Genomic DNA, 22,039 nt, shown 5'->3' on the forward strand with positions numbered 1-22,039 from the left:
TTTGTCGAGATTACAAACCAGATTTTACCCATTCGTCGACAAATTGCAATGCAGAATCAAGTTTTTGCGGATCCTTACCGCCGGCTTGTGCCATATCAGGACGCCCGCCGCCCCCGCCGCCGCATTTAGCAGCAACTTCTTTGACCAGTTTTCCGGCATGATAACCTTTTTCAATTAAGTCCTTTGTAACCGCGGCAATTAAATTAACCTTTTCGTCATGGGCACTGCCAAGTACGATTACGGCTGAACCGAGCTTTTCCTTTAAATCATCTGCCATATTTCGTAAATTATTCATGTCCGCTGCTTGTACCTTCGCTGCTAACACGGTAATACCATTGATTTCTTTCGCCTTTGACACAAGACTTCCAGCCTCAATATTTCCAAGTTTCGCAGTAAGGGATTCATTCTCTCTCTGCAAGTGCTTAACCTCGGACAATAATCCGTCGATCCGGTTGACTACTTCTTTTGGGCTTGTTTTTAATTTTTCAGCAGCCTCTTTTAATACCCCAATCTGCTCGTTTAATGCCTTGTATGCAGATTCACCAGTTACGGCTTCAATCCGTCTCGTACCGGCGCCAATACCGCCTTCAGAGACAATTTTAAATAGACCGATCACAGATGTATTCGGAACATGGCACCCGCCGCATAATTCCAGGCTATAATCCCCAACCTTGACAACGCGGACAATATCGCCATATTTTTCACCAAAGAGCGCCATCGCACCCATTGCTTTTGCTTCAGCAATCGGCTTTAAGCTGATGTCTACTTCAATGCTGCTCCAAATCTTCTTGTTGACAATCTTTTCAATTTGCTCCAGTTCTTCCGGTTTAATTTGACCAAAATGCGAAAAGTCAAAACGTAGACGCTCTGGCTCAACAAGTGAACCGGCCTGGTTAACATGTTCTCCCAGCACATCCTTTAAAGCACGGTGGAGCAGGTGGGTTGCTGTATGGTTTTTAATAATTTTGGCGCGATTTTCAGCATCAACTATTGCGGTTACTTGCTGATTGGTCGTTAAAGTGCCGGTTTTAACCTCTACTTTGTGCAAGTTTTGTCCGTTTGGCGCTTTTTGGACGTCCTTGACAAACAGGCTGACACCTTCACCTTCAATCATACCGTGGTCGGCAATCTGACCGCCGCTTTCAGCATAGAACGGTGTTACATCAAGCATAATTTGAACTTCTTCACCAGCCGATACTTCAGCAGCCAGCTCGCCATTTTTAATAATAGCAATTATAGTAGAAGTGGTTCTTAATTCATCATAACCAACAAACTTGCTTTCTAACATGATATCTCGTAAGACACCGCTTTGAACCTGCATTGAATTTTCATCCTGACGAGCGGCGCGGGCACGTTCGCGTTGAACCTCCATTTCTGCCTCGAAGCCTTCATGGTCAATTTTCATGCCTGCATCGAAGGCGTACTCTTCGGTTAATTCAACCGGGAAGCCATATGTATCATACAAACGGAAAACATCCTCTCCGCTTATGGTATCGCTGCCTTTTTCCTCTTCTTTTTTAATCACGCTGGCTAGAATTGCTAAGCCTTCATGAAGGGTTTCATGGAAACGCTCTTCCTCATTTTTGATGACCTTTTGAATAAATTCGGTTTTATCCTTTACTTCTGGATAGAAGTCAGCCATAATTTCCCCGACAACAGGGACAAGCTCATACATGAAAGGACGGTTAATATTAATTTGCTTTGCGTAACGAACCGCACGACGGAGCAAACGTCTTAATACATAGCCGCGGCCTTCATTCGATGGCAGCGCTCCGTCACCGATAGCAAAAGCAACTGTCCGAATATGGTCAGCAATTACTTTAAAAGCAACATCATTTTCCTTATCCACACCATATTTCACGCCGGAGATTTCTTCAGTTGCCCGGATAATTGGAATAAATAAATCTGTGTCAAAATTAGTTGGTACATTTTGAACTACTGAAGCCATCCGCTCCAAGCCCATTCCGGTATCAATATTTTTCTTTGGCAGCGGTGTATACGTGCCGTCCGGGTTATGGTTAAATTGTGAAAATACAAGGTTCCATACTTCCAAATAGCGTTCATTTTCACCGCCCGGGTATAATTCCGGATCGTTCGGGTCATCGCCGTATTCCGGACCGCGGTCATAGAAAATCTCCGTATTCGGGCCGCTTGGACCTTCGCCGATATCCCAGAAGTTCCCTTCCAGACGGATAATCCGCTCTTCAGGAATACCAATTGTATTATGCCAGATGTCATATGCTTCATGATCCTCCGGATGAACTGTCACGGATAATAGTTCCGGGTCCCAGCCGATCCATTTCTTATCGGTTAAGAATTCCCACGCCCATTCAATCGCTTCCTTCTTAAAATAATCACCAATGGAGAAATTACCTAGCATTTCGAAAAACGTATGGTGACGTGCCGTTTTTCCAACATTCTCAATATCATTTGTCCGGATTGATTTTTGCGCATTGGTGATTCGTGGATTTTCCGGCACTACGCGGCCGTCAAAATATTTTTTTAATGTTGCCACACCGCTGTTAATCCATAATAATGACGGGTCATCGTGAGGAATAAGCGAAGCACTTGGTTCAATTTGGTGCCCTTTTTCTTCACTGAAAAATTGCAAAAACATCTTACGAATTTGTGAGCCAGTTAAATTTGTCATCATTTAGCCTCCTTTATTTTCTTAAAAGAATATAAAAAAGCCCTCATCCCCTGACAGGGACGAGAGCTTGACTCGCGGTACCACCCTGATTACGAGCACAAAATGCACTCATCTCTCAATAACCTTTTAACGCAAGGGGACGGCAGGTATTAGCTGCACTCCGGATTAGCGTTCTGTTGTCCTTCATCTAGAACTTCTCTCAGCCATGGAAGCTCCTCTCTTTTGCACTATGTGCTGCAGATGGTCTACAACATACTCGATCCTTCAACATGTTTCACATATATTCTCTAGTCGAATTATATCCACCAGTAAAACGTTTGTCAATTATTCGCCGCCATTTGCTGGCTGTTCATTTCTCTTCACATCAACAAAGTGATTTTTCGCATGAACAATGCCCGCTTTTAATACCGCTAAAACAGGAACAGCAAAAATCAGCCCTAGGATTCCCCCAATCTCGCCACCTGCCGTTAAGGCAATCATAATGACTAACGGATGCATATGTAGACTCTTCCCAACAATAAATGGCGATAATATGTTTCCTTCAAGGAACTGCAGCCCGAAAACAATAACAATCGTAATAATGACTAATTTCCCTGAGGACACTGCAGCGATAATCACAGCAGGGACAGCTCCAATAATCGGGCCAAAATAGGGGATGACATTTGTGACCCCGATTATTAGGCCCAGCAGCAAAGGATATTTAAGATGAAAAATCCAAAATAGGAGGGCTGAAATCACGCCAATTATGATACAGACAAGAAGCTGCCCGCGGATATAGCTGCCAAGTGATTTATCGACATCCTTTAAAAACAGGGCACCTTTTCTGCGCCAAGATTTCGGAGTTATATACCATATTGAACGTTTAAGCAATGGAAAATCCTTCAACATATAAAATGCAATAAATGGTATCAGCATGAGAAGTAAGGCGGAATTTAAAAAATCAACTAATATGTTAACAATCGTCGACAGCAGCGAATCCAGCTTTTCTTCAAAGGCATCAATTCCATCATTTACTCTTGTCTGCAGTCCATCCGGCCATTCCCTTGTATGGGATTGCAGTGTTTGAATCCATTCGCGGTACTGCTCCGCAAATAGCGGCGCACTTTCGGAAAGGTCTTTTAATTGATCAATCATTGCTGGGATTCCCTTATACAGAGCAATTCCTATTCCGCCAAAGAAAATGATATAAATCAAAAGAATCGCCCAGCCGCGCTTCAGCCCTTTTTCATGCAGTTTCTCTACTATCGGGTGAAGCAAATAGGTAATAAACCCCGCAATGATAAAGGGTGTGGCAATGATGGCCGCTACTCTTATAATGGGCAGCCATACAGTACGGACTTTAAGAAAGAAATAAATGACAATTAATAAAAGGAGTAAAAAACCGATGCGATAATACCATTTCATACGAATATCCACGAATATGCCCCCTTTCTGTTATTTTTCGAGACATTGAGTGGAAATATGTAAAAACCCCCTCAATTGCTGAGGGGGATATCACTTAAAATAATGCGCGTTTTACTCTTTTTTGAATTCGTTTCATTTGCCGTCCTGACATCAGATTATTTCTCTGTGCCAGATTATAGGCCGCCATTCCTGCTCCGAAAGCAATCATCGACGTCATCATTTTGTTCATACGTCTCACCTCTTTTTTATTTTGCGTATGCCGCTTTAAAGGGTGTAACGACGCTCTTCTTCTTCAAACAAATCATCTAGGGAACTTAATGTACCATCCTCTTCGACCTGATGGGTGTTGATAATTCCTTTGGAGACAGAAAGTTCGATAAAACAGTTCCAGCAATAATATTGGTTAATGCCGATTTTACCGATATCCTTGCTCGCACAATTAGGACACTTAAACATGGAAAGACACCTCACGTTTGATTTACATCGACGATGATGGCATCCTTTCCGATCGTTAAGGGCTCTCGGGTGTGGATCACTTGCTTGCCTTCCATTATGTCCGAAAAGAAACCATCCGTGATTTCATACCCTACGATTGTGCCCAATTCTTCCTGAAAATATACATCTTTTAACAGTCCAAGCGAGTTGCCGCTCTTTGAGAGCATCATCATTCCTTCGATAGAATGGGCTGATGTATATTCCGAACCTTCCTTCTGCTTTTCCAAAGCATTCTCATCATCAATCATGACCCCGTCCCAACCGAAAGATGACACATTTTGGATATCCAAAAAACAGGATTGTTTGAAGAAAACGCCTTTTTTGACTAATAAACCTTCCACAGTGCCGGTCGTTGAAAGAAACAAATCCGTGACTTCTCCGATCTTCCTGCCACTCTTGGTTTCAAAAACAGGCTGACCTTTCAATAAAGAGAATGTTCGCAAAGAGTGACACCTCCTTCGAACATTCTTAGTTTCAGTCATTTACCATAAAATCATAAGGTGAAACGTTTTCCAATGTGGAATGGCTCCAACCCCTTTATTTACAAGTAATTATTCAGTCTTTATTTGATTTAGTCACAGAAAAGTCACGTTCTTTTAAATTTGGTATTTATTTTATCTACAATAAATTGTTGTTGATTAGGGAATTCATGACTATATATATCCAATGTCATAGAAGCCTTTGTATGTCCAGCGCGTTCTTGTACTTGCTTTACATTTGCTCCTAAATGAATACACATTAGTAATGTGAGAATGACGAGTATCATGAACTCTTATTCTTGGTAGATTAAGCTTTTTGCAATAATTATTTAATACATCATTAATTGTGTTTTCGACTACAGTTTTCCCGGTTCGAGTACAAAAAACTAAATTTAGTGGATTATTCGGAGAATCCTTTTTTTGAAATTCCCTATGACGAATTAATTCTTCCTTTAATACATCATCAAATGGAATCTGTCTAAAAACTCCGGTTTTTGTTGTTAATTTAATTTGCCTGCCATTGGATTCAAGAATTTGTTTAACATGGATAACTTTATTTTCTAAATCTACATTATCCCATGGTAAACCTAAAATTTCTCCTTTTCTCATTCCAGTGAATAGCGCCATTAAAACAGCAACATAGTATTTCCCTCTTTTTTTAATGTTTTCTCCGAAAGATAAAAATGTTTCAATATCTTTTTCGTTCCATATAGTCATTGGTTTTTTTGACATTTTTGGTAACTCCAAATCTCTAACGGGAGTTTCTTTAATAATGCCTTCGGTAATAGCCATTTTGAAAACACCATTTAATATAGTAGTAACTAAGTTAATGGATTTTCTTGCAAATCCTTGGTTAAAAGATAAATCATCAATTAAATTTTGAATAACTAATTGATTAATCTTTTGAATTTTCATTTTACCAATTGCCGGAAGTATGTGTAATCTCCACATACGTTCATAACGATCATAAGTGCTTTCCTCTAATTGGTTTCGTTTCCTTTTCTTCCATTTTTCTAAATAGGTTTCAAAAGTGACGTTGTTTGGGTCAGGAAATATATCTTGTTGAAGTTCATTTTTAATTGCTAAATAAGCTTCCTCTGCTTGCCACTTCTTTTCAAAACCTGTACGTTTTATTTGCCTTCTTCTTCCGTCAGGATAAAACCCGGCACTTATGACAAAGTACCAGGTTTTTTTCTTTTCATCTTTTTTAATACTGCTCATCGTCCGTCACTCCATTTATATCAATTGGAGTGCAAACCATAAGTGTGACTAAAAATACTTTATCATATACCTATGGAGGTTGCACCGATTACCACCGGGATTTCCTTTTGGTTTTTTCTCCCTTTAAATAATTCTCCAGATTATCTTTGTGAACCAGTAGCCGCTTCCCTATTTTTGTGACATGGAATGCATCACTGTTCATCAGTTCATATGCTTTATTTCTCCCCAATCCAGTAACAACCATGACATCCCGAACATCCAACATCACTTTTTCAGTCAATTGAACCTCCTCCTTTCGTATATTGCTTTTGCTTATCGCTTACTGGACCAAACCTTATTATGGCAAAAATTGAATATTGTATACTTTGATTGCTTATAATGATATTTAAAAAGGAAGTAAAAAGGAGTAAAAAACGGTGGAGATAAATCCGGTTGTTATTGGACAATTAGTCAGGCAAAAAAGAATTGAAAGAAATATCGGCGCAAGGGAACTCGCTAGAGGGATCGGAGTAAGTGCAGGATATATTACGCAGTTAGAAAAGGGAGTTTACAAAAAACCTTCGCAAACCGTATTAATAAGGTTGTTCGAACTTTTAAAGTTCGAAAATAAATATAAAAATATTTTTGGATTATCAGAAATGAGTGAAAAAGAATTAAATGCAAAAATAAATTGTGAAGAATTAAAAAAGATGTACGTTGCCAACCTAACGGCTCAAGCCGAAAACATGGAAGCAGACGATTTAAGAAAACTAACCGTCTTTTTAGAAAATTATCGCGATATTTTTATCAAAATTTGCGAAATAGATGAAAAAACCCATGAAAAAGGGAAAGTAATACATTCAATCCGTGAATTTGTTGACTTTACTCATAATAAAAATGTTGTTAATCGATTAGATAAATTATTTGAATAAGTGGAATCTATTTAACATTTATAAAATGTGAGATTAAATAAAATCCATAAAAAATCGCCCTTTTTTGCAGGACGATTTTTTATCATAAAATGTATAACTAAATACATTATTAGCAATTTTAGCTTTAAATAATAAGACTTTATATCAGTGTAACTGATTGAATATATTTACCTGTGCCTATCCATTCATAGCATTGTGTTTTAGGCATCGCATTCCAACGATGACCTAGAAACAATGAAAAATGGGAGGGTCCTGCATAAAAGAATTCAATTTCTTCTGCTCCAATTTTTGCAGAATTATTTTTTACATTTTCTTTAATTTGATTGATCGCTTTATTTGCTTGGTCGGATGATACAATTGGTATCGATGATGTTATTTCTAATACCGAATTGTTAGTTTCGCCACTTTCTTTCAAAAATGATAAGACTTCTTCTTTCATGTTCTCTTTCATAATCGCAACCACTACTATTAGCTTTTTAGAATTTTCAGCATTTAAATTGATTTTTATTGGATAGTCTGGAGTGTTTAAAGTTGGGTGTTGATGAGTTTCCCAAAGTTTCCCCCTATGTTCCATTGTTATGTTAAAGCCTGCAACAGCGGAAAATGTATGCCCAATAGCCATCGCAGTCGAATTTCTTCTGTTACCATTTAAGAGAATATTCAGGTTATTTCTGTTTCTTTTAATCCAATCTTTTGTCTCATACAATTCTTTAATCATTTGGCTTTGCCATTTTTCTGTTGATGGATATACTCTATCCTTTCCTCCGAAAAAGGAATGCCACTGAAAAGTAATCTCTTTGCCACTTAATTCATCGTTATCAATTTTTGTTTCTAATAATGTAAACTTTAAGAAATCATTCGGGTTATCAAAAACACTTGATAATTTTTCTTCAATTTCTTTTCTTGCAACAGGTTCATTTCTTCTTGATACTAGTAAATCGATTAAACTGCTATAAACGATATTTGTTTTTTTCCTTGGTAGATCATCAAATACAGGAAAGTTCTTTGATAAGCTATCAGAAAACATTCCTTCGGACTGCGCATTCAGTGAGCCCCACGTATTTTCAATTAGAACTTTATTAAATATAAATTCAGCAGTTTCTTCGTCCTTTCCCATTCCCAAAACAATATTTTTATAGGCATCATAAGAATTTTGAAAAATCCCTGATGAATTATCGTAAAAAGGATAAGGATTTCTAATTCTTTTTAATCCATTGATTAAAGGATTGATAGTGGGTGAAACGGCTGTGCAAGATAGGGTAAACCAACGATATGTTCCCGGGCTGCCTTTATCTATTCTTTTAAATCGTTCAATTTCTGCCCAAAATTCTGTAGGTGTGACTGAATGATTTTTTGCTTCTACTGCCTCATTAACCAATCCTATTCCTGGAATAAAAAATTTCGCTTCAATATCGCCTATCGATTCCCAGATTAATGATGTAAAACCTTCAAATGAAAGCCAATAAGGAATTTTATTTAAAATGATATTTCTCTGAAATTCAAATCCACCATCGGCAATGTCTCCTCCGGTAGATTCAGGTTCTAATAATGATGGTCTTGATATATTATTTTCGCTCATGTGCAACCTCTTCCTCTCTCAACAGTTCCCCTTTTAAAATTGGATAATCGGGAACAAAAAGAGTAATGTCCCCTTTTAATTCAATATCAAATTTTACTATTAATAAAATGGCAAAGTTTGCCCCTACATTTTTATCGTTCACAAGCTCCAGCATAGTTTGTACGTCGTTTTGACTTGGTGTTAGCGCAAAAGAAGGATGTGAATGCCACTCTCCTAGATAGTTGTATTTAGTATATTGGTAATGAGTTTTCTGAAAAAAATGGTGAAAAGCATTTTTTACTGAGTTTGAGAGTTGCCGCACAAATCTTGCCCATGAACCACCTTGCGTTTGAACCGTGATATCATAAATCCTGAATGTATTATCTTTTATGTGTTCCCCCATTATGATGCCGCCGATTTCACGATTTCCAGCCTTTTTAAGCTCATTTTCCAATCTTTGTTTAATAATTGTAGGAATAATAACTTTAATCACCGTTTTTACCCTTAAGTAATGACACAATAAATTCCATTGCTTCCTTTGTGGTATGATTATCCTCATCTGGTGATTTTTCTTCATTTAAATGATCTGTATGAATTGGAAACGTTACGAATGGCTCTTCGAATATCCATGCTTTCTTTAATCCGGTTAAATACATTGAATATGGGTAATCAGAATTTCCATTTTTCAGCGTGTCGATAACTAATCCAGCTAAATAGTTTGAAATAACACCAACATCAATATCAGATGCTATCCATACTTCACCGCTTTCAACTTCTAATTCATATGGTCTAGCGTCTTCTTGGCTATTCACGGGGACGTTTTGTGTTGTTTCAAAAAGAGCCTTCCTCATTATTTGAGGACTCGGATCCAAATTTGGTCTACTTCTTGCTATAAGACCGCCGATGCCACCAGCAAAAACTTCTCCCCAAGCCATTGGCTTGTTATATCCTGTACATACAGCTGATAGCAAATTAAATACTTTGCTATCAGCTGTTGCATCAATAATAATATCACAGGCTCCTAACCGAGAAATAACAGCATTTAAGGCTGATGTTGATTCTTGTCCTGTTAAGTTCATAGAAGACACATCAACTTTTATTGAAGTTGAAATAAGTTTAAGTTGATTTTCTATTGCATCAATTTTATGAGTACCAACACTTCTCCAATCAAGAGAATGCCTTTGAATATTACCGGCTAAGAAAACATCATCATCAATAAGTAAGAAGTTCTCTACTCCCGTTCGGGCAAGTGAATTGGCTAATTTACTTCCCAAAGAACCTAATCCAACGATTCCCACTTTTTTGTCTTTTAACAAATTCAAATCAGATTGGCGGCGATCTACATTTTCATTTTCTATTACAGCCGATGCTCTATAAAGCTTGTCGTCATCACTGAAACTTATAAATGGATATATTTTTCCATCCGTATCAATAAACAAAAATAATCGTTCGCGTTCAATATCAAGATTTATTTGTTCTCCTTTAATTCCATTTGATATCAAAAAGGCTTTAATCTCTTCTATTGATACCATTTTTTTATTTTTTATCAATGAACAATTCATTAAAAAGGCTTGTGCTTTTCCTAAAAATTTTCTTTTTAGTTCATTTGGTAAATACTCATTTTCCCAAATAACCATTGATTCATTATAAATTTTGATAATATGCAATATAGTAGCATTATTTTCAAAGAGAAATTGGAAATCCATTTCTTGATGGTTAGTATGGCTTAAATTTAAGATGATTTCTAGTAGAGATTGGTTTAGGTATAACCTAATTTTTTCTTTTCTCAATTCTTGTCCCATAGTAAGTAAGTGCCTTGAAGGGACGGAAGACCGCTCCTTGCGGTCATTACTCCCTTTGGGATTTTCAGTATTTATTAATCGATAGGCACTTTCTAGTATTTTAGCCCCTGTCACACTACTATGCCAATTGTCTGGTCCCCATTCTAAGCAAAGAGTTCCATTTGTGTATTGGTGCTCTGTCCACCATTGCTCCTTATCTATGGGTATAACACTTGGCGGGGCAAATGGATAAATAGACGGATATTCCATTTCCATTTCATAAATGTGACCATGAGCTCCCATTTTTACTTTAACAGCGATCCCAATTCCTTTTATTGACCACTCTACACCTAACAACCACTCTTGATTTAATTGCAGTTGTTCGATTTCTTTACGCTCGTCTATTAAGCGATTAGGATTTTCTAAAAACCAAATCGACATCATGCAAATCCTCCTGGTTTTTTAGGTTCAACAGGACGATCTGGGAACGATAATGCAGGAGGAACCAATGCATTCTTTAACAATGAATTGGATGTACCTTTATTTTTAGGGAATCGATCACCAAAAATACTTCTCCACAATTTTAAAGATTCTTCTCCATCTGTTTCATCTAATGCTTTTCTTCCTATTTCAGCATGAGCCTTAGCTTTGTTATAAAACCCTTTGAATGCCTCAAATGTCATTCCATCTGTAACAGAATTTCCTGCTACCCCTGGATCTTCAATACGTGGAAGAATTTTTAAGTCAATATAAACCTTATATTTTGCGACAATTTCTTCTAGTGTTTGTACAAAAAGTTCGCCGTAATTTTTTTCAGATTTATCCATACATTCAGCCACAATACATTCGATGACAAATCCCTTTGGTTTTTTTGAAATTGTTGGATTGACACGACGCCACCACTTCATTAATTTCACAAGGGGCTTAAATGTCCCTGAACTTTCTTCATTCATCTGCGTTGTCCATGTAGTATGTTTGGGCGGATTTGTCTCAAGCCACTCTTCTTTTTTTCTATCAGGAATATATAGCGTTCCTTCCATACCATCAGGCGCAATAATAGGTACTACATCCATGTCCGCTTTATTTGTAACAATTCCAACAGAACGTGCTTGTTTACGAATCTCCGAATATTCTTTTTTCAAGACATCATAGAGTAAGTCTATTACATCTTGAGGTTCGTCATCTTTGGAATGATTTGTTACAACAATAATATCAACATCAGGACGCGCAGTTACCCCATCCACAGTTCTTGGTCGAATAGCTGTATTTCGCTTGTATGAACCAGATAAAAAATCTGAAATGTGATAAGGCTTAAAATCCTCATCTTTTTGAAGAAAATCCCTTAGTGCGGTGTGCGATTTACTGGCATCGTCCTTTGTTGTTTTGCTCGGTTCGATATCTTTTAATAATTCCAAAAATTGAGTCTGCGTAACCATTATTCTTCCCCCTTAAATATTAATTTCTGTTTATTTACATTATAACAAGAAAAAATACATTATCAGGAAATAAGTATTACATTTATTTTTAAGAAAGAAAATAATAAAAAAATCGCCCTAATTAGCAGGACGATTTTTTAAATAATCATAAAATGTTGTGCGGCTGATGCCGACTTTTTCTGTTATTTCTTTTACGGAATAGCGTTTTGATTCGTGCAGCGCTAATGCCATTTCTAATTTTTCGTTATCAACTGCCGGTCGACCGAGTTTTATACCGTTTTTCTTTTTAGCAGCCAATTGCTCTTTTGTTCGCTCCGAAATAATATCTCGTTCAAGCTCGGCAATTGCACCCATCATGCGGAAGAAGAATTTGCCCATTGCACTTGTTGTATCAATTTTTTCATGTAGGGAAATAAATTCTATTCCCCTTATATTAAAACCCTCTACAAGCTCTTCCAAGTGCTTTAGGCTACGACTGATTCGGTCGAGCTTGAACACAACAATCTCATCCCCTTCACGGGCGTATTCCAGTAATCTTTTCAGTTCCGGTCGGTCTTTTTTCATGCCTGATACATGTTCCTTAAATATATTTTCTTCTATCACACTGGCAGCTTTCAGCGCTTCTATTTGCATCAGCATATCTTGATCGTCAGTTGATACCCTTGCATATCCTAATTTCAATTTTTCCTCCATCTATGTCCGGAAAAGGGGTGATTCAATCATTTACGTACATTATACTTTTCGTACCCTTTTTCGAACATTTTTTATTCTTATTATAACAAAAAAATTGCACGTTTTAGTTTTCTGAAAATAAGTCAATTAAACGGTCGTTTTTTGAACACTACTATTATGGTACAAATTTAAATTTTCGAAACCTTTATGGTAAATATTGGTATCACACCCTCCCATAGTTGTTCAAAGGGATTTTCAAAATCAAATATAATTTTTTAAATGAAATATAAACAAAAATTAGGGGGTGAAAGATTGGTATCTATATTTTTAATAGTCTTCAAAATTTGTTTATCTTTATTCTTCGGCATCAGCTTTACAATAATCTTATCATACCTATTTACAAGTATTTCTGAAAATAAATTAAAAGGAATTTTACTTATTTCCACTTTACTATCATTTTCTTTTGTCTTTTTAATTTAAAGAAATATTATGATTTACAAAATCTTTATATTATTTAATAATAAAGATTGGTAAATGTGGGGAACAAAGGGAAATGAGGGGTAAGGATGAAATGGTTTTTAGTTATTTTAGGTGTAGTATTACTTGTGGTAGGTTTAGTAATTCAAAACGAAAAAGTGATTCTCGATATTGCTTTTTTTAGCCTTGGATTTACACTTTTTAGGCTATCTAAAAGATTAATTAGTGTAAATCAAAGATTGAACAAGAAATTTCTTTATTTTTCCTGGTGGGGCATTTTGATACTCACGATAATTTTTATGACATTATTTGTTGCAGATATATTTTTCTTTAAATTTGCTATCAATAATTATTTAACAGATAGCGGAAATATTAAAATCGGAATGCCTTTTATAGCTTTAGCGTTTGTTTTTTTACAACTTGCTCTTGATCAAAGTTTAAAAAATAGTTCTAATCCTCCTACTCAAGAAAATCAGCAGAATCAGCAGGTATAACGGTTAAAAACCATCTCAGATTTGAGATGGTTTTTTTAACGACATATTTTTTTATACAATTGCACAGTTCATCTCCAAAGCCAGTACCTCGTCCAACAATAATTATTTTCCTTTATTATACCATTTGATTTCTTGAGCAATAGGAACTAAAAATAACCCTAATTCAATGTTTATTTTGCCTAGTTTTCGATTTTGCAATGAAGATTACCCTTTTTTATATTGGTCTTTTATAAAATTCAATACAAAATGCTTTTAATAATCTTCAAAAACCTTTTCCATGATCAATACATCAACAAAGCGACCGTCTAATTTGCCTTGATTCTTAAAAACCCCGACTTCCCTGTAGTCATTTTTTCTATAAAGCCCTTGACCCAAATGATTAAACGGAAATGTAAATAACACAATTTTATTAAAGCTATTTTTTATTGCAATTTGTTCAATTTCCTTTAGTAAAAATGAACCTGCACCCTTTCCTCGATAATCCCGTTTGATATAGATCGATAAATCGGCTACACCAGAATAAGAACATCGGTTGGAATATGGATTTAATGATGCCCATCCAATTACCTCATTATCTTTTTCAACCACGATAACTGCATAACGCTCTTTATGGTTTTCGAACCATTCTTTCATATATTCAATATCTTTTTTATCTTCCTCTAATATTGCAATTCTGTCATCAATTCCTTGATTGTAGATGTTTAAAATTGATTCCAAGTCGTCTTCTTTAGCCGGTCTTGATTTAAACTCATTTTTCAAGTTAATCCCCCCGAAATTATTAGGCTTATAACCATTATATAAAATTTTTTCCAAATTTAAAGGAAAAACAGTTGCAAAAAGCAAATAATTAGTATATAAATAAATCAGAGGTGAAAAATATGGAAGATCTTCGAGAATTGTTTCAAGTTATGACAAGACGTTTTGGACTTTTGAATAAAAATTGCTGCCAGGTTGGAGGAAATGAGATATCCCTTGTACAAAGCCATATCCTATATGAGATCATGCGTAATGACAAACCTTCAATGCAGCAGGTTGCAGAATCTATAGGGATGGATATAACGACTTTTAGCCGGCAGATTCAAACTCTAATCAAATTGGAACTGGTTAAAAAAACACCACTTCCTGAAGATAGACGTGTTTCTCAGTTAACGCTAACTGCACAAGGGAAATACGTGGCAGCCAAAATTGACGCTGAAATGAACCAATATTTAAATGAGGTTTTTTCTAATTTGAGTGAGTTTGAACGAGATATGGTAATAAAATCGGTCAAACTTTTAAATAACGCAATGTCAAAGTCAACTGTTTGTTGCAAACCATTACTTTGAGCAAGAAAACTTGCTCTTTTAATAAAAATTAATACTTGCAAATTACAAATAATTTCAAGGAGGAGATACGTATGTGGATAGATACATTTAAAAGCTTTTTGTTGATTGCCCTTGAGTTAACAGTATTATTTATTGCCATTTCATTTATCATCAGTCTTCTACAAGGGTTAATTCCTTATGAAAAGATAGAAAAGAAATTATCTGGCAGGAATAAAATTATCGGGGCATTCGCTGCTATTGTGTTCGCTTTTATTACACCATTTTGTTCATGTTCGACGATTCCTGTTGTTGTGAACATGTTAAAGAAAAAAATGTCTTTTAGCATCGTCATGATTTTCTTATTTTCATCGCCTGTTCTTGACCCTACAATATTGACGATTATGACAGTAGCCTTGGGATGGAAGGTAACCATCATCTATACCGTTTTAACCTCTGTATTTTCTATCATTATCGGGTTCACCCTTGAAAAACTAGGGTTTGAAAAATCGGTTAAAAATGTTGTGATGACAGGATATGATGAAGAGCATCAAAAATTCAGCTTGAAGTATGCATTAACAGAAACGCTTAGCCTTATGAAAACTGTTTATCCATATTTAATCCTTGGAGCAGCAATTGGTGCGGTCATTCATGGTTTAGTACCAACGGAATGGATATCAAATGTTTTTGGAAAAGATCGTTGGTGGCTCATTCCGATTGCAGCGATTATTGGCATTCCATTGTATATCCGTCTTTCCAGCATGATTCCTATCTCGCAGATCCTTATTGCTAAAGGAATGGCTTTAGGACCTGTAATGGCGATGATCATCAGTTCGGCAGGTGCAAGCCTTCCAGAAGTAATTCTGCTCAAATCTATCTTTAAAAAGCGATTAGTTGCCGCCTTTGTATTGTCCGTCTTTGTGATGTCTACCCTGTCAGGCTTTATCTTTTATCTTGTTTAATTGAAAGGAGGTGAGTATTGTGTTGAAGATTTTTAAGAAAAAGTCCAACTGTTGCAATGTAAAAATTGAAGAAGTAAAACCGCAAGATGAACAAAAAAACACCTGCTGTTCAAAATAAATTGTTAGGAGGAAGTCAAAATGAAATATGCTCATGTTGGTCTTAACGTCACGAATATTAAAAAGTCTGTTGAATTCTACAGTAAGCTTTTTGGCGTTGATCCGGTTAGAGTAAAGCCGGATTACGCAAAATTTCTTCTTGAAAAACCAGGGCTTAATTTTACTCTCAATCTGTGTGATGGAGTAAGTGGAAATCAGGTCGGACATTTTGGTATTCAACTTGGAAGTACAGAGGAAGTTATGGCTCATAAGAATCGGCTTGCTGAGGCGGGGATTCAATCCCAGTTCGATGAAATCAATACTACATGCTGCTATGCCCTCCAAGATAAATTCTGGATTCAAGACCCGGATGGGAACGAGTGGGAGTTCTTCTATACAAAAGCTGACGTCGATGTGAATGATGAAAATGCTTCTTCCTGCTGCGCTACCCCAGAGACAAAAGAAAATTTGAACAATTGTTGTTCTTAATAATAATTTTACGAGGGTCTCATTTCTATCAGGGACCCTTTTTGGGAGGTACACTTTATAACTGTAAATTATGTAGGTACATTAAAGAAGGTCTAATTTTCAACTTATTTAATCTTAATCAAGCTTTCACGAAATTATACCGGACACTTGAGCAACTCTAAAATGAGTTGCTTTTCAATTTTTTAATATATAAAAAAGCCACCGAACGCCGGCAGCTGTACCTAAACAAGTTCTTTAAACTTTTTGTTTTTCATAAATTTCTTTATATCTTTTTTGAAAAGCCATTCTTTTAAATCAAGACCGGTGCATTTGTGTCTTGTTGGATCAAACGAAGGTAGAGCACCATGCTTCAAACCGGGATTAAACCATTGTCTGACCCGATCAACATTCCGATTGAAGATAGCAGAGATTTCATTTGGTGTTAGAATCGCATTGTCATCGATTAACTCATAATAAAAAGGAATATTGATACCCAATTGTTTATAAAACGAAATATTACGTTCAAATTCTTTATACTCCATGTTTCTCTCTCCCTAATCAAAATTTAACTGATTAGTTTGCTGTCAATTTCCTCTTTTTCTTTCAGCCACCCGTTTCGTTTCATTAACCATTCATGAGCTGACCAATTTACTGGTTTTTGACAGGTACTATTTAACAATTCCTCAAGTTCGTTTGAGCGTATTCTTAGTTTTTCCTTTTCATCAGCGGTTAATGCAACCCTCTTAACGGGGATGAATTGTTTTGCGGTTGGAATCTTTATTAAACCATTATCATCGATGCGCTTTTCATCTGCAGATTTGTAACCAAGATCAATTTCCCATTTTTCAAGTTCTCTCAAATCATAAGGGAAATTAATAGAAGCATCTATAATGGTTTTATAAGTTTCTTCATCCAGTTTCATACGATAGTGTTTTTTACCAACGTCAGTAGACTTTGCTGAATGCCTCATTTGCAGATCTGCTGCCCAATCTCTTTTTTCATTTAATTTTGGAATGACGATGGAGGTTTCAATCCATTCGTTTAAAGTGTGCCGCCCATCATGGGTTGAAAAAACTTCTCGTTTTTCTTTCGGAAGGAAAGTTAATAAATCCCTAATATTTCTAAAATAAGTTCCGATAGAAGCTGGTGTCAAGTTACTATCAGGATTATAAAAATATCCTTCTTTTCTAAAGAGAAACCCATGGCTATCTTTATAAACCTTTTTAGAATTATTACCTATAAAAGTTTTCCCCGCATACTTAGCATGCTCACTAAAAGGACACTTAGGATAGAGTACGTTTTTAAGGTAAAGATTTATCAACTCAACAACCTTCGGAGGTACAAGATTACCAAAAGAAGGACTGGGACTGTAAAAACCTTTACTTTTTTCTTTTGGAAAATGAAGACGACCGTATCCTTCATCGTCAGTGTTTAAAAAGCCATTTTCATCGATCCAGAAATCTTCGACCGCAAGTAAACTTATTTCCGACCGCCTTAAACCGAGTTTGAAATCTATCTCCAATAAAACAGATCGTTGCAATCCTTGTTTTGATGCTTCATATACTCGATTGAAAACCTGACAATATTCTTCCTTGGTCAAAAACACTTTTAACTCATCGTTGTCGTTTTGGCTACGTTTTACATTAACTTGGTTCAAACTTGTCAGGATAGAAGTTCTTAGTTCGTTGAACTTTTCCGTTTCTTCCATTTTTGTATAAAAGTCAAAATTACCGTCTTTAATTTTTCCTTTGTATTTTTTTTCTTCTTCCATTAGGAAAAATTGCATGAATGGTACCAATGGTGAGTAATAATGACTTTGAAAGGTATCATTGCTAATACCATAAGCTAACGCTTGTAAATCTTCAATTCCAAATGAGTCGAGAGAAAATGAGGACGGGTTATATGATTTAAGCTTTTCTTCATTCAATTCCCGGAATGATTTTATACTTATACCACTTCGTGCAGCGATTATTTTCACTAATGATTTTTTTATTTCTTCGCAAGCGCGTTTTGCGGCTTTATCATTTTTAAACCCATCCTTTTTCAGAACAAAACCATCCAATACAATTCCAGGTGTAACGGATAAACGGTGTTAGATATATTTATCAATCAAGGATAAAATATTATTAGGAAGATATTGGTCATAATCAATACTTGAATAACGAAATTTATTGGTATTTTCTTCAGCCTGAGAAGCCATTTTTCGAGCTCTATCCACATTATCCAAAATATGTCTTTCGTTGTACCATAAAGTATGCTCGGTCCAGCGATAACATGGAACTTCCCCAAAATATCCTTTTTCAATCCAGTTTTTTAGTTGGATATGACTCATGTTTAATTTTTGGGAGATGGCATAAAGTGTTAAATTCCTTTTTTCAAATTCATAAAAGTCATCTAACAAAAAGACATATTTTAAGATCCTACCCTTACGAGAAATAGGACCAATATTATTGCCGGGAACGAAATAAAATTGTTTGAACCATTCAACATCTTCATCAATCAATTTTTTCATCGTGTCAAAATGGCGACCCTTAGTCGACGATAATTCCGTTGTAGTGTACAACTTCTTCCCTAATTTTTTCTCCGCTTCTTCAATTGTTTTCACTTCCATTAGTGGTGCATGTAGAATGCTTTCCATGTAAATCCCTCCACTTTTATTATGGTCACGAAACCCACGAAAAATACCATTTCCTTTCAATGCTCAGAAACGAGCTTTTGAAGGAAATCACGTTTTTCGTGGGTTTCGTAACTATCGTCTGTTTAGTGGTCTTCGTATCTTTAGTGTCTTTCGTAGTATTAGTGTCGTATGGTTTAATTATAATACGATTACATATGAAAAAAGGATGGGAATTCATCCCATCCTTTTTTTGGTATTTATATTTTGATTTTCAATATCCTTTTTTAACATATAACCCATTAGAAGTTGGAACTTCTCAGAAATCTTTATAAGGTCTTTCTCTAATCTTGTTCCACTATTTTCTTTAATTACTTTATTCAATAATTTTGTTATATCATGGCGTTCATTTGTGGGATTATAAAATGGCTTTGAATCTTTCATTTTATCTTTATTATTTTTAAAGGTATCCATTAAATTTTTCATACTGCCTTTTAAACCGCAGGAAGTACAACTCCAATTTGTATCTTGTTCCATGACAGCTTCAGAATTACACTTATAACATTGAAAAACAATTTGTTCGTTTTGAATAAAATATTTTACTTTGTGCTCTTTAAAAAAAGCAATGCAAAAAAGTTTTAATGACATTGGAAATCTCTTCTTACCTTTTTAGATCTCTTTTTCGAGTTCAATATAAAATTTTTAAACTCGGCGCCAAGTATGCCGTATTTCCCACCAAAACTGTAGCTCGGCAGCTTTCCTTCGCGGCACCAACGTCTAATAGTTTCCTCGCTTCTCCCTAAGAGCTCAGAGATATCGGAAATTGAAAGAATTGTTTCGTCAGGTATTGCTGAAAAATATTGACCTAAAACTGGACCTAATCCAAACTCTTGTTCAATTCTTTGCTCCATTTATATTCCTCCCAAATTTATAAATTAATATTATTTTTTTGTCCTTATTCAATTTCTTTCAATAAATTTTCGACCGCTTGATTGAAAAAGTGGGTTTTAAATCCCCGACCCTTTTCTGTTGACAATGAATTCACTTTATTTAAAAGATCGTTGCGCATTAAAAAAGTTGTCCTGGTGTGGGTTTCTTCTACTTTATCCCTACTCTTTTTTTCATAAAATGAATCAAAGACATCATTCCTCTTTTCCAAAAATGACACCATCCTTATCGAGATAATATTAGTATGACCGGTTATGTAATAGTTATACATAATATGCTTTACAAAAACCTATTTCTGGATAATATCGGATAAGAGGTGGTGACAACTTTTATGAAAAAGAAAAAAATTTTACTCATTATAATAATTTGCGTTATATGTTTTTCAACATTTTTAATAATAAATAAGCAAAAAAAAGAAGAAAAAAAAGAGCCGTACTTAGTTTTAGTTGATAAAAATTATACTAGATATGAAAATTTAAATGAAATAACAAAGATAGGAGGGGAAATAACTAGCGAATATTTTTATCCAACTGTAAATGTACGTTTAAATGAAAGCCAAGTTAAAGAATTGAAAAAAAGCAAACATATTAGAGAAATAGAAAAAAACGAATTGATTGAGTTTCGACCAGATGGTGGTTCCGTAAAAGATTTAATAAAGTAAAAATTTTATGGATAATTAAAAAGAGTAAATTGATTGCTCTTTTTATATTATGTCTTTACAAAAACCTATTTATGGATAATATCGTAAAAAAGGTGGTGGTGAGAATATATGAAAAAGAAACAAATATTGCTCATTATAATTGTTTGTATTCTATACTTTTCAACATTTTTAATAATAGAAAAGCAAAAAAAAGAAGAAAAAAAAGAGGAATACTTGGTCGTAGTTTATAAAAAATATTCTAGATATGAAAATTTAAAGGAAATAGAAAATATAGGAGGAGAAAAAATCGATGATTACTTATATCCTATTGTAAGTGTACATTTAAACGCAAAACAAATTGAAAAATTGAAAAAAAATAAACATATTAAAGGATTACAGAAGAACGAAAAAATTAAATTGGGACCAGAAATTTCATAAGGTTCAATAAAGTTCAATTACCATTGTTTAGAGCATTTTACCATTCCAAGAATGGAAAATGTCAAAAAGGTTCAAATTATTAATCCTTCTACAACAATGTTTTACATGAAAGAAATTGATTTTTATGATTCCCAAAGATAAATTTTTTATAACTTTATAAAAGGAGCGACTATCGCCCCTTTTTCTTTACAGAAATATACTTTTAATTAAATTCATAATTAGCGATTATCACCGGTACTTTTTCCTCTTCAATCAATTTGTATTTTTTCTCTTAAAATTACTACTCAATTTGCCGTTTGCGCACTTTGTTTCCCCCTGCCAACGTTATAACAGGAGGTGAATATATGCGAGGATTTTCCTTATACCAAATGCAGTATGCATCATCAAAATCCCAAAATCTACTGGCATTAAAATGGGATCTTTTGAATTTAAAGCACGCCGGAGCATTGTTTTTTAAACCGGATATTTCGGTGATCCACCCAGATGAGCGGTTCGAAGTGTACCACTACAAGTCACCCGGCAAAATGCCTTATCGCAATGCTTTTCCGGTCGAAAAGTATGAGTTTATAAACTTGAAATTAAACACAAATAATTACAAAACATTTTTAAAAGAAAAGTATGTTGAATACTACAACGAGGATGTGAGTGATGAATCCATTAAACAATTTCAAAATAGTTATTTGGCGGAAGAATATGTCTGGATATATAAATAAAAAATATTATAAAAACAGTCCGTAGGTTTCGGACTGTTTTTATAATGGAACTTTCCTTCTATTCGATTCCTTAGGAGGAATAGGTGTTTTACTTACACGTACGTCCCTTGGATTTCTTCTAGCTCTTTTTACAATCTGAGCCATAATCATTCCAATTTGAACCTTGTACCGTTCTACTTCTTCAATTGATTTAGCAAATTCGATTTGTTTTTCAAGCAGGTCAATTTGCATTTTCTCTTTATTAGAAAGTAAATCCCAATAGTTTATTTTTGCCATTGCTC

General features: G+C 35.2%; 28 protein-coding genes. 8 read left to right on the forward strand and 20 right to left on the reverse strand.

Translation table 11 applies throughout. The features are described from left to right. Positions 1-10 precede the first annotated feature (10 nt). From alaS to A6749_RS04580, 7 genes are all read right to left on the reverse strand, one after another. Positions 11-2,650 carry an alanine--tRNA ligase gene (gene alaS / locus A6749_RS04555; RefSeq protein WP_066385753.1) on the reverse strand — a complete coding sequence of 880 codons (2,640 nt, stop codon included), beginning with the start codon at positions 2,648-2,650 and terminating at the stop codon, positions 11-13. A gap of 324 nt (positions 2,651-2,974) precedes the next feature. Beyond that, positions 2,975-4,066, reverse strand: coding sequence for an AI-2E family transporter (locus A6749_RS04560; RefSeq protein WP_066385755.1), 1,092 nt, complete (start codon positions 4,064-4,066; stop codon positions 2,975-2,977). A gap of 82 nt (positions 4,067-4,148) precedes the next feature. Further along, complete coding sequence (locus A6749_RS27540) at positions 4,149-4,283, reverse strand: YrzQ family protein (protein ID WP_084797633.1); 135 nt, start codon at positions 4,281-4,283, stop codon at positions 4,149-4,151. A gap of 35 nt (positions 4,284-4,318) precedes the next feature. Further along, positions 4,319-4,510: a hypothetical protein gene (locus A6749_RS04565; protein ID WP_066385757.1), complete on the reverse strand. Its 192-nt coding sequence runs from the start codon at positions 4,508-4,510 to the stop codon at positions 4,319-4,321. Between the two features lie 11 nt (positions 4,511-4,521). Continuing rightward, a complete protein-coding gene (locus A6749_RS04570; RefSeq protein WP_066385759.1) occupies positions 4,522-4,992 on the reverse strand; it encodes a PRC-barrel domain-containing protein in 471 nt (156 codons plus the stop codon). A 210-nt stretch (positions 4,993-5,202) separates the two neighbouring features. Beyond that, positions 5,203-6,249 (reverse strand): site-specific integrase, encoded by a 1,047-nt coding sequence (locus tag A6749_RS04575; protein WP_066385761.1) that lies wholly within the window; start codon positions 6,247-6,249, stop codon positions 5,203-5,205. Positions 6,250-6,337: 88 nt separating this feature from the next. Further along, positions 6,338-6,529, reverse strand: a complete 192-nt coding sequence (locus A6749_RS04580) for a helix-turn-helix domain-containing protein (protein ID WP_066385763.1) — start codon at positions 6,527-6,529, stop codon at positions 6,338-6,340. 136 nt (positions 6,530-6,665) lie between these two features. Between A6749_RS04580 and A6749_RS04585 the strand changes: the two genes are divergently transcribed. After that, positions 6,666-7,160: a helix-turn-helix domain-containing protein gene (locus A6749_RS04585; protein ID WP_066385765.1), complete on the forward strand. Its 495-nt coding sequence runs from the start codon at positions 6,666-6,668 to the stop codon at positions 7,158-7,160. Between the two features lie 139 nt (positions 7,161-7,299). Here A6749_RS04585 and cap4 read toward each other — a convergent pair whose 3' ends face one another. From cap4 to A6749_RS04610, 5 genes are all read right to left on the reverse strand, one after another. Continuing rightward, positions 7,300-8,739 carry a CD-NTase-associated endodeoxyribonuclease Cap4 gene (gene cap4, locus A6749_RS04590; protein WP_066385767.1) on the reverse strand — a complete coding sequence of 480 codons (1,440 nt, stop codon included), beginning with the start codon at positions 8,737-8,739 and terminating at the stop codon, positions 7,300-7,302. Further along, positions 8,726-9,211, reverse strand: a complete 486-nt coding sequence (locus A6749_RS04595; RefSeq protein WP_201787871.1) for a Mov34/MPN/PAD-1 family protein — start codon at positions 9,209-9,211, stop codon at positions 8,726-8,728. Before A6749_RS04595 ends, cap4 begins: the two co-directional genes overlap by 14 nt. Next, a complete protein-coding gene (locus A6749_RS04600) occupies positions 9,204-10,943 on the reverse strand; it encodes a ThiF family adenylyltransferase (RefSeq protein ID WP_084797634.1) in 1,740 nt (579 codons plus the stop codon). Before A6749_RS04600 ends, A6749_RS04595 begins: the two co-directional genes overlap by 8 nt. Beyond that, positions 10,940-11,935 (reverse strand): SMODS domain-containing nucleotidyltransferase, encoded by a 996-nt coding sequence (locus A6749_RS28295; protein ID WP_066385772.1) that lies wholly within the window; start codon positions 11,933-11,935, stop codon positions 10,940-10,942. The genes A6749_RS04600 and A6749_RS28295 overlap by 4 nt, the downstream gene beginning before the upstream one ends. 117 nt (positions 11,936-12,052) lie before the next feature. Further along, on the reverse strand, positions 12,053-12,616 hold the full coding sequence (locus tag A6749_RS04610; RefSeq protein ID WP_153043003.1) for a recombinase family protein: 564 nt from the start codon (positions 12,614-12,616) through the stop codon (positions 12,053-12,055). A 557-nt stretch (positions 12,617-13,173) separates the two neighbouring features. Here A6749_RS04610 and A6749_RS04615 point away from each other — a divergent pair. Continuing rightward, entirely contained in the window at positions 13,174-13,578 is a 405-nt protein-coding gene (locus A6749_RS04615; RefSeq protein ID WP_066385775.1) for a hypothetical protein, read from the forward strand. Positions 13,579-13,830: 252 nt separating this feature from the next. On the opposite strand, the gene A6749_RS04620 is transcribed toward A6749_RS04615, so the two are convergent. After that, positions 13,831-14,337, reverse strand: coding sequence for an arsinothricin resistance N-acetyltransferase ArsN1 family A (locus A6749_RS04620; RefSeq protein WP_066385779.1), 507 nt, complete (start codon positions 14,335-14,337; stop codon positions 13,831-13,833). A 119-nt stretch (positions 14,338-14,456) separates the two neighbouring features. Between A6749_RS04620 and A6749_RS04625 the strand changes: the two genes are divergently transcribed. The 3 genes from A6749_RS04625 to A6749_RS04635 all read left to right on the forward strand — a co-directional run bounded on the left by A6749_RS04625 (position 14,457) and on the right by A6749_RS04635 (position 16,426). Then, positions 14,457-14,903 (forward strand): MarR family winged helix-turn-helix transcriptional regulator, encoded by a 447-nt coding sequence (locus A6749_RS04625; protein ID WP_066385780.1) that lies wholly within the window; start codon positions 14,457-14,459, stop codon positions 14,901-14,903. A gap of 71 nt (positions 14,904-14,974) precedes the next feature. Next, a complete protein-coding gene (locus tag A6749_RS04630) occupies positions 14,975-15,841 on the forward strand; it encodes a permease (protein WP_066385782.1) in 867 nt (288 codons plus the stop codon). A 138-nt stretch (positions 15,842-15,979) separates the two neighbouring features. Further along, a complete protein-coding gene (locus A6749_RS04635; RefSeq protein ID WP_066385785.1) occupies positions 15,980-16,426 on the forward strand; it encodes an ArsI/CadI family heavy metal resistance metalloenzyme in 447 nt (148 codons plus the stop codon). Between the two features lie 221 nt (positions 16,427-16,647). Here A6749_RS04635 and A6749_RS04640 read toward each other — a convergent pair whose 3' ends face one another. The 6 genes from A6749_RS04640 to A6749_RS04665 all read right to left on the reverse strand — a co-directional run bounded on the left by A6749_RS04640 (position 16,648) and on the right by A6749_RS04665 (position 20,178). Beyond that, complete coding sequence (locus tag A6749_RS04640) at positions 16,648-16,947, reverse strand: hypothetical protein (RefSeq protein ID WP_066385791.1); 300 nt, start codon at positions 16,945-16,947, stop codon at positions 16,648-16,650. 23 nt (positions 16,948-16,970) lie between these two features. Then, a complete protein-coding gene (locus tag A6749_RS04645) occupies positions 16,971-18,467 on the reverse strand; it encodes a hypothetical protein (protein WP_066385794.1) in 1,497 nt (498 codons plus the stop codon). Positions 18,468-18,497: 30 nt separating this feature from the next. After that, the gene (locus A6749_RS04650) at positions 18,498-19,043 is read right to left on the reverse strand and encodes a hypothetical protein (protein WP_066385796.1); all 546 of its coding nucleotides are present in this window, start codon (positions 19,041-19,043) and stop codon (positions 18,498-18,500) included. A 213-nt stretch (positions 19,044-19,256) separates the two neighbouring features. Further along, positions 19,257-19,667 carry a hypothetical protein gene (locus A6749_RS04655; RefSeq protein ID WP_066385801.1) on the reverse strand — a complete coding sequence of 137 codons (411 nt, stop codon included), beginning with the start codon at positions 19,665-19,667 and terminating at the stop codon, positions 19,257-19,259. Further along, entirely contained in the window at positions 19,658-19,930 is a 273-nt protein-coding gene (locus A6749_RS04660; protein ID WP_066385806.1) for a helix-turn-helix domain-containing protein, read from the reverse strand. The genes A6749_RS04655 and A6749_RS04660 overlap by 10 nt, the downstream gene beginning before the upstream one ends. Before the next feature lie 44 nt (positions 19,931-19,974). After that, the gene (locus A6749_RS04665; RefSeq protein WP_066385807.1) at positions 19,975-20,178 is read right to left on the reverse strand and encodes a hypothetical protein; all 204 of its coding nucleotides are present in this window, start codon (positions 20,176-20,178) and stop codon (positions 19,975-19,977) included. Between the two features lie 120 nt (positions 20,179-20,298). On the opposite strand from A6749_RS04665, the gene A6749_RS04670 reads away from it, so the two are divergent. From A6749_RS04670 to A6749_RS04680, 3 genes are all read left to right on the forward strand, one after another. Beyond that, entirely contained in the window at positions 20,299-20,628 is a 330-nt protein-coding gene (locus tag A6749_RS04670; protein ID WP_066385809.1) for a hypothetical protein, read from the forward strand. Positions 20,629-20,736: 108 nt separating this feature from the next. Further along, positions 20,737-21,045: a hypothetical protein gene (locus A6749_RS04675; protein WP_066385811.1), complete on the forward strand. Its 309-nt coding sequence runs from the start codon at positions 20,737-20,739 to the stop codon at positions 21,043-21,045. Positions 21,046-21,389: 344 nt separating this feature from the next. Then, positions 21,390-21,758, forward strand: coding sequence for a hypothetical protein (locus tag A6749_RS04680; protein WP_066385814.1), 369 nt, complete (start codon positions 21,390-21,392; stop codon positions 21,756-21,758). Between the two features lie 39 nt (positions 21,759-21,797). Here A6749_RS04680 and A6749_RS04685 read toward each other — a convergent pair whose 3' ends face one another. Further along, positions 21,798-22,034, reverse strand: a complete 237-nt coding sequence (locus A6749_RS04685) for a hypothetical protein (RefSeq protein ID WP_066385816.1) — start codon at positions 22,032-22,034, stop codon at positions 21,798-21,800. Between the last annotated feature and the right edge of the window lie 5 nt (positions 22,035-22,039).

The organism is Neobacillus mesonae (assembly GCF_001636315.1).
GTDB classification, from domain to species: Bacteria; Bacillota; Bacilli; order Bacillales; family Cytobacillaceae; genus Neobacillus; species Neobacillus mesonae.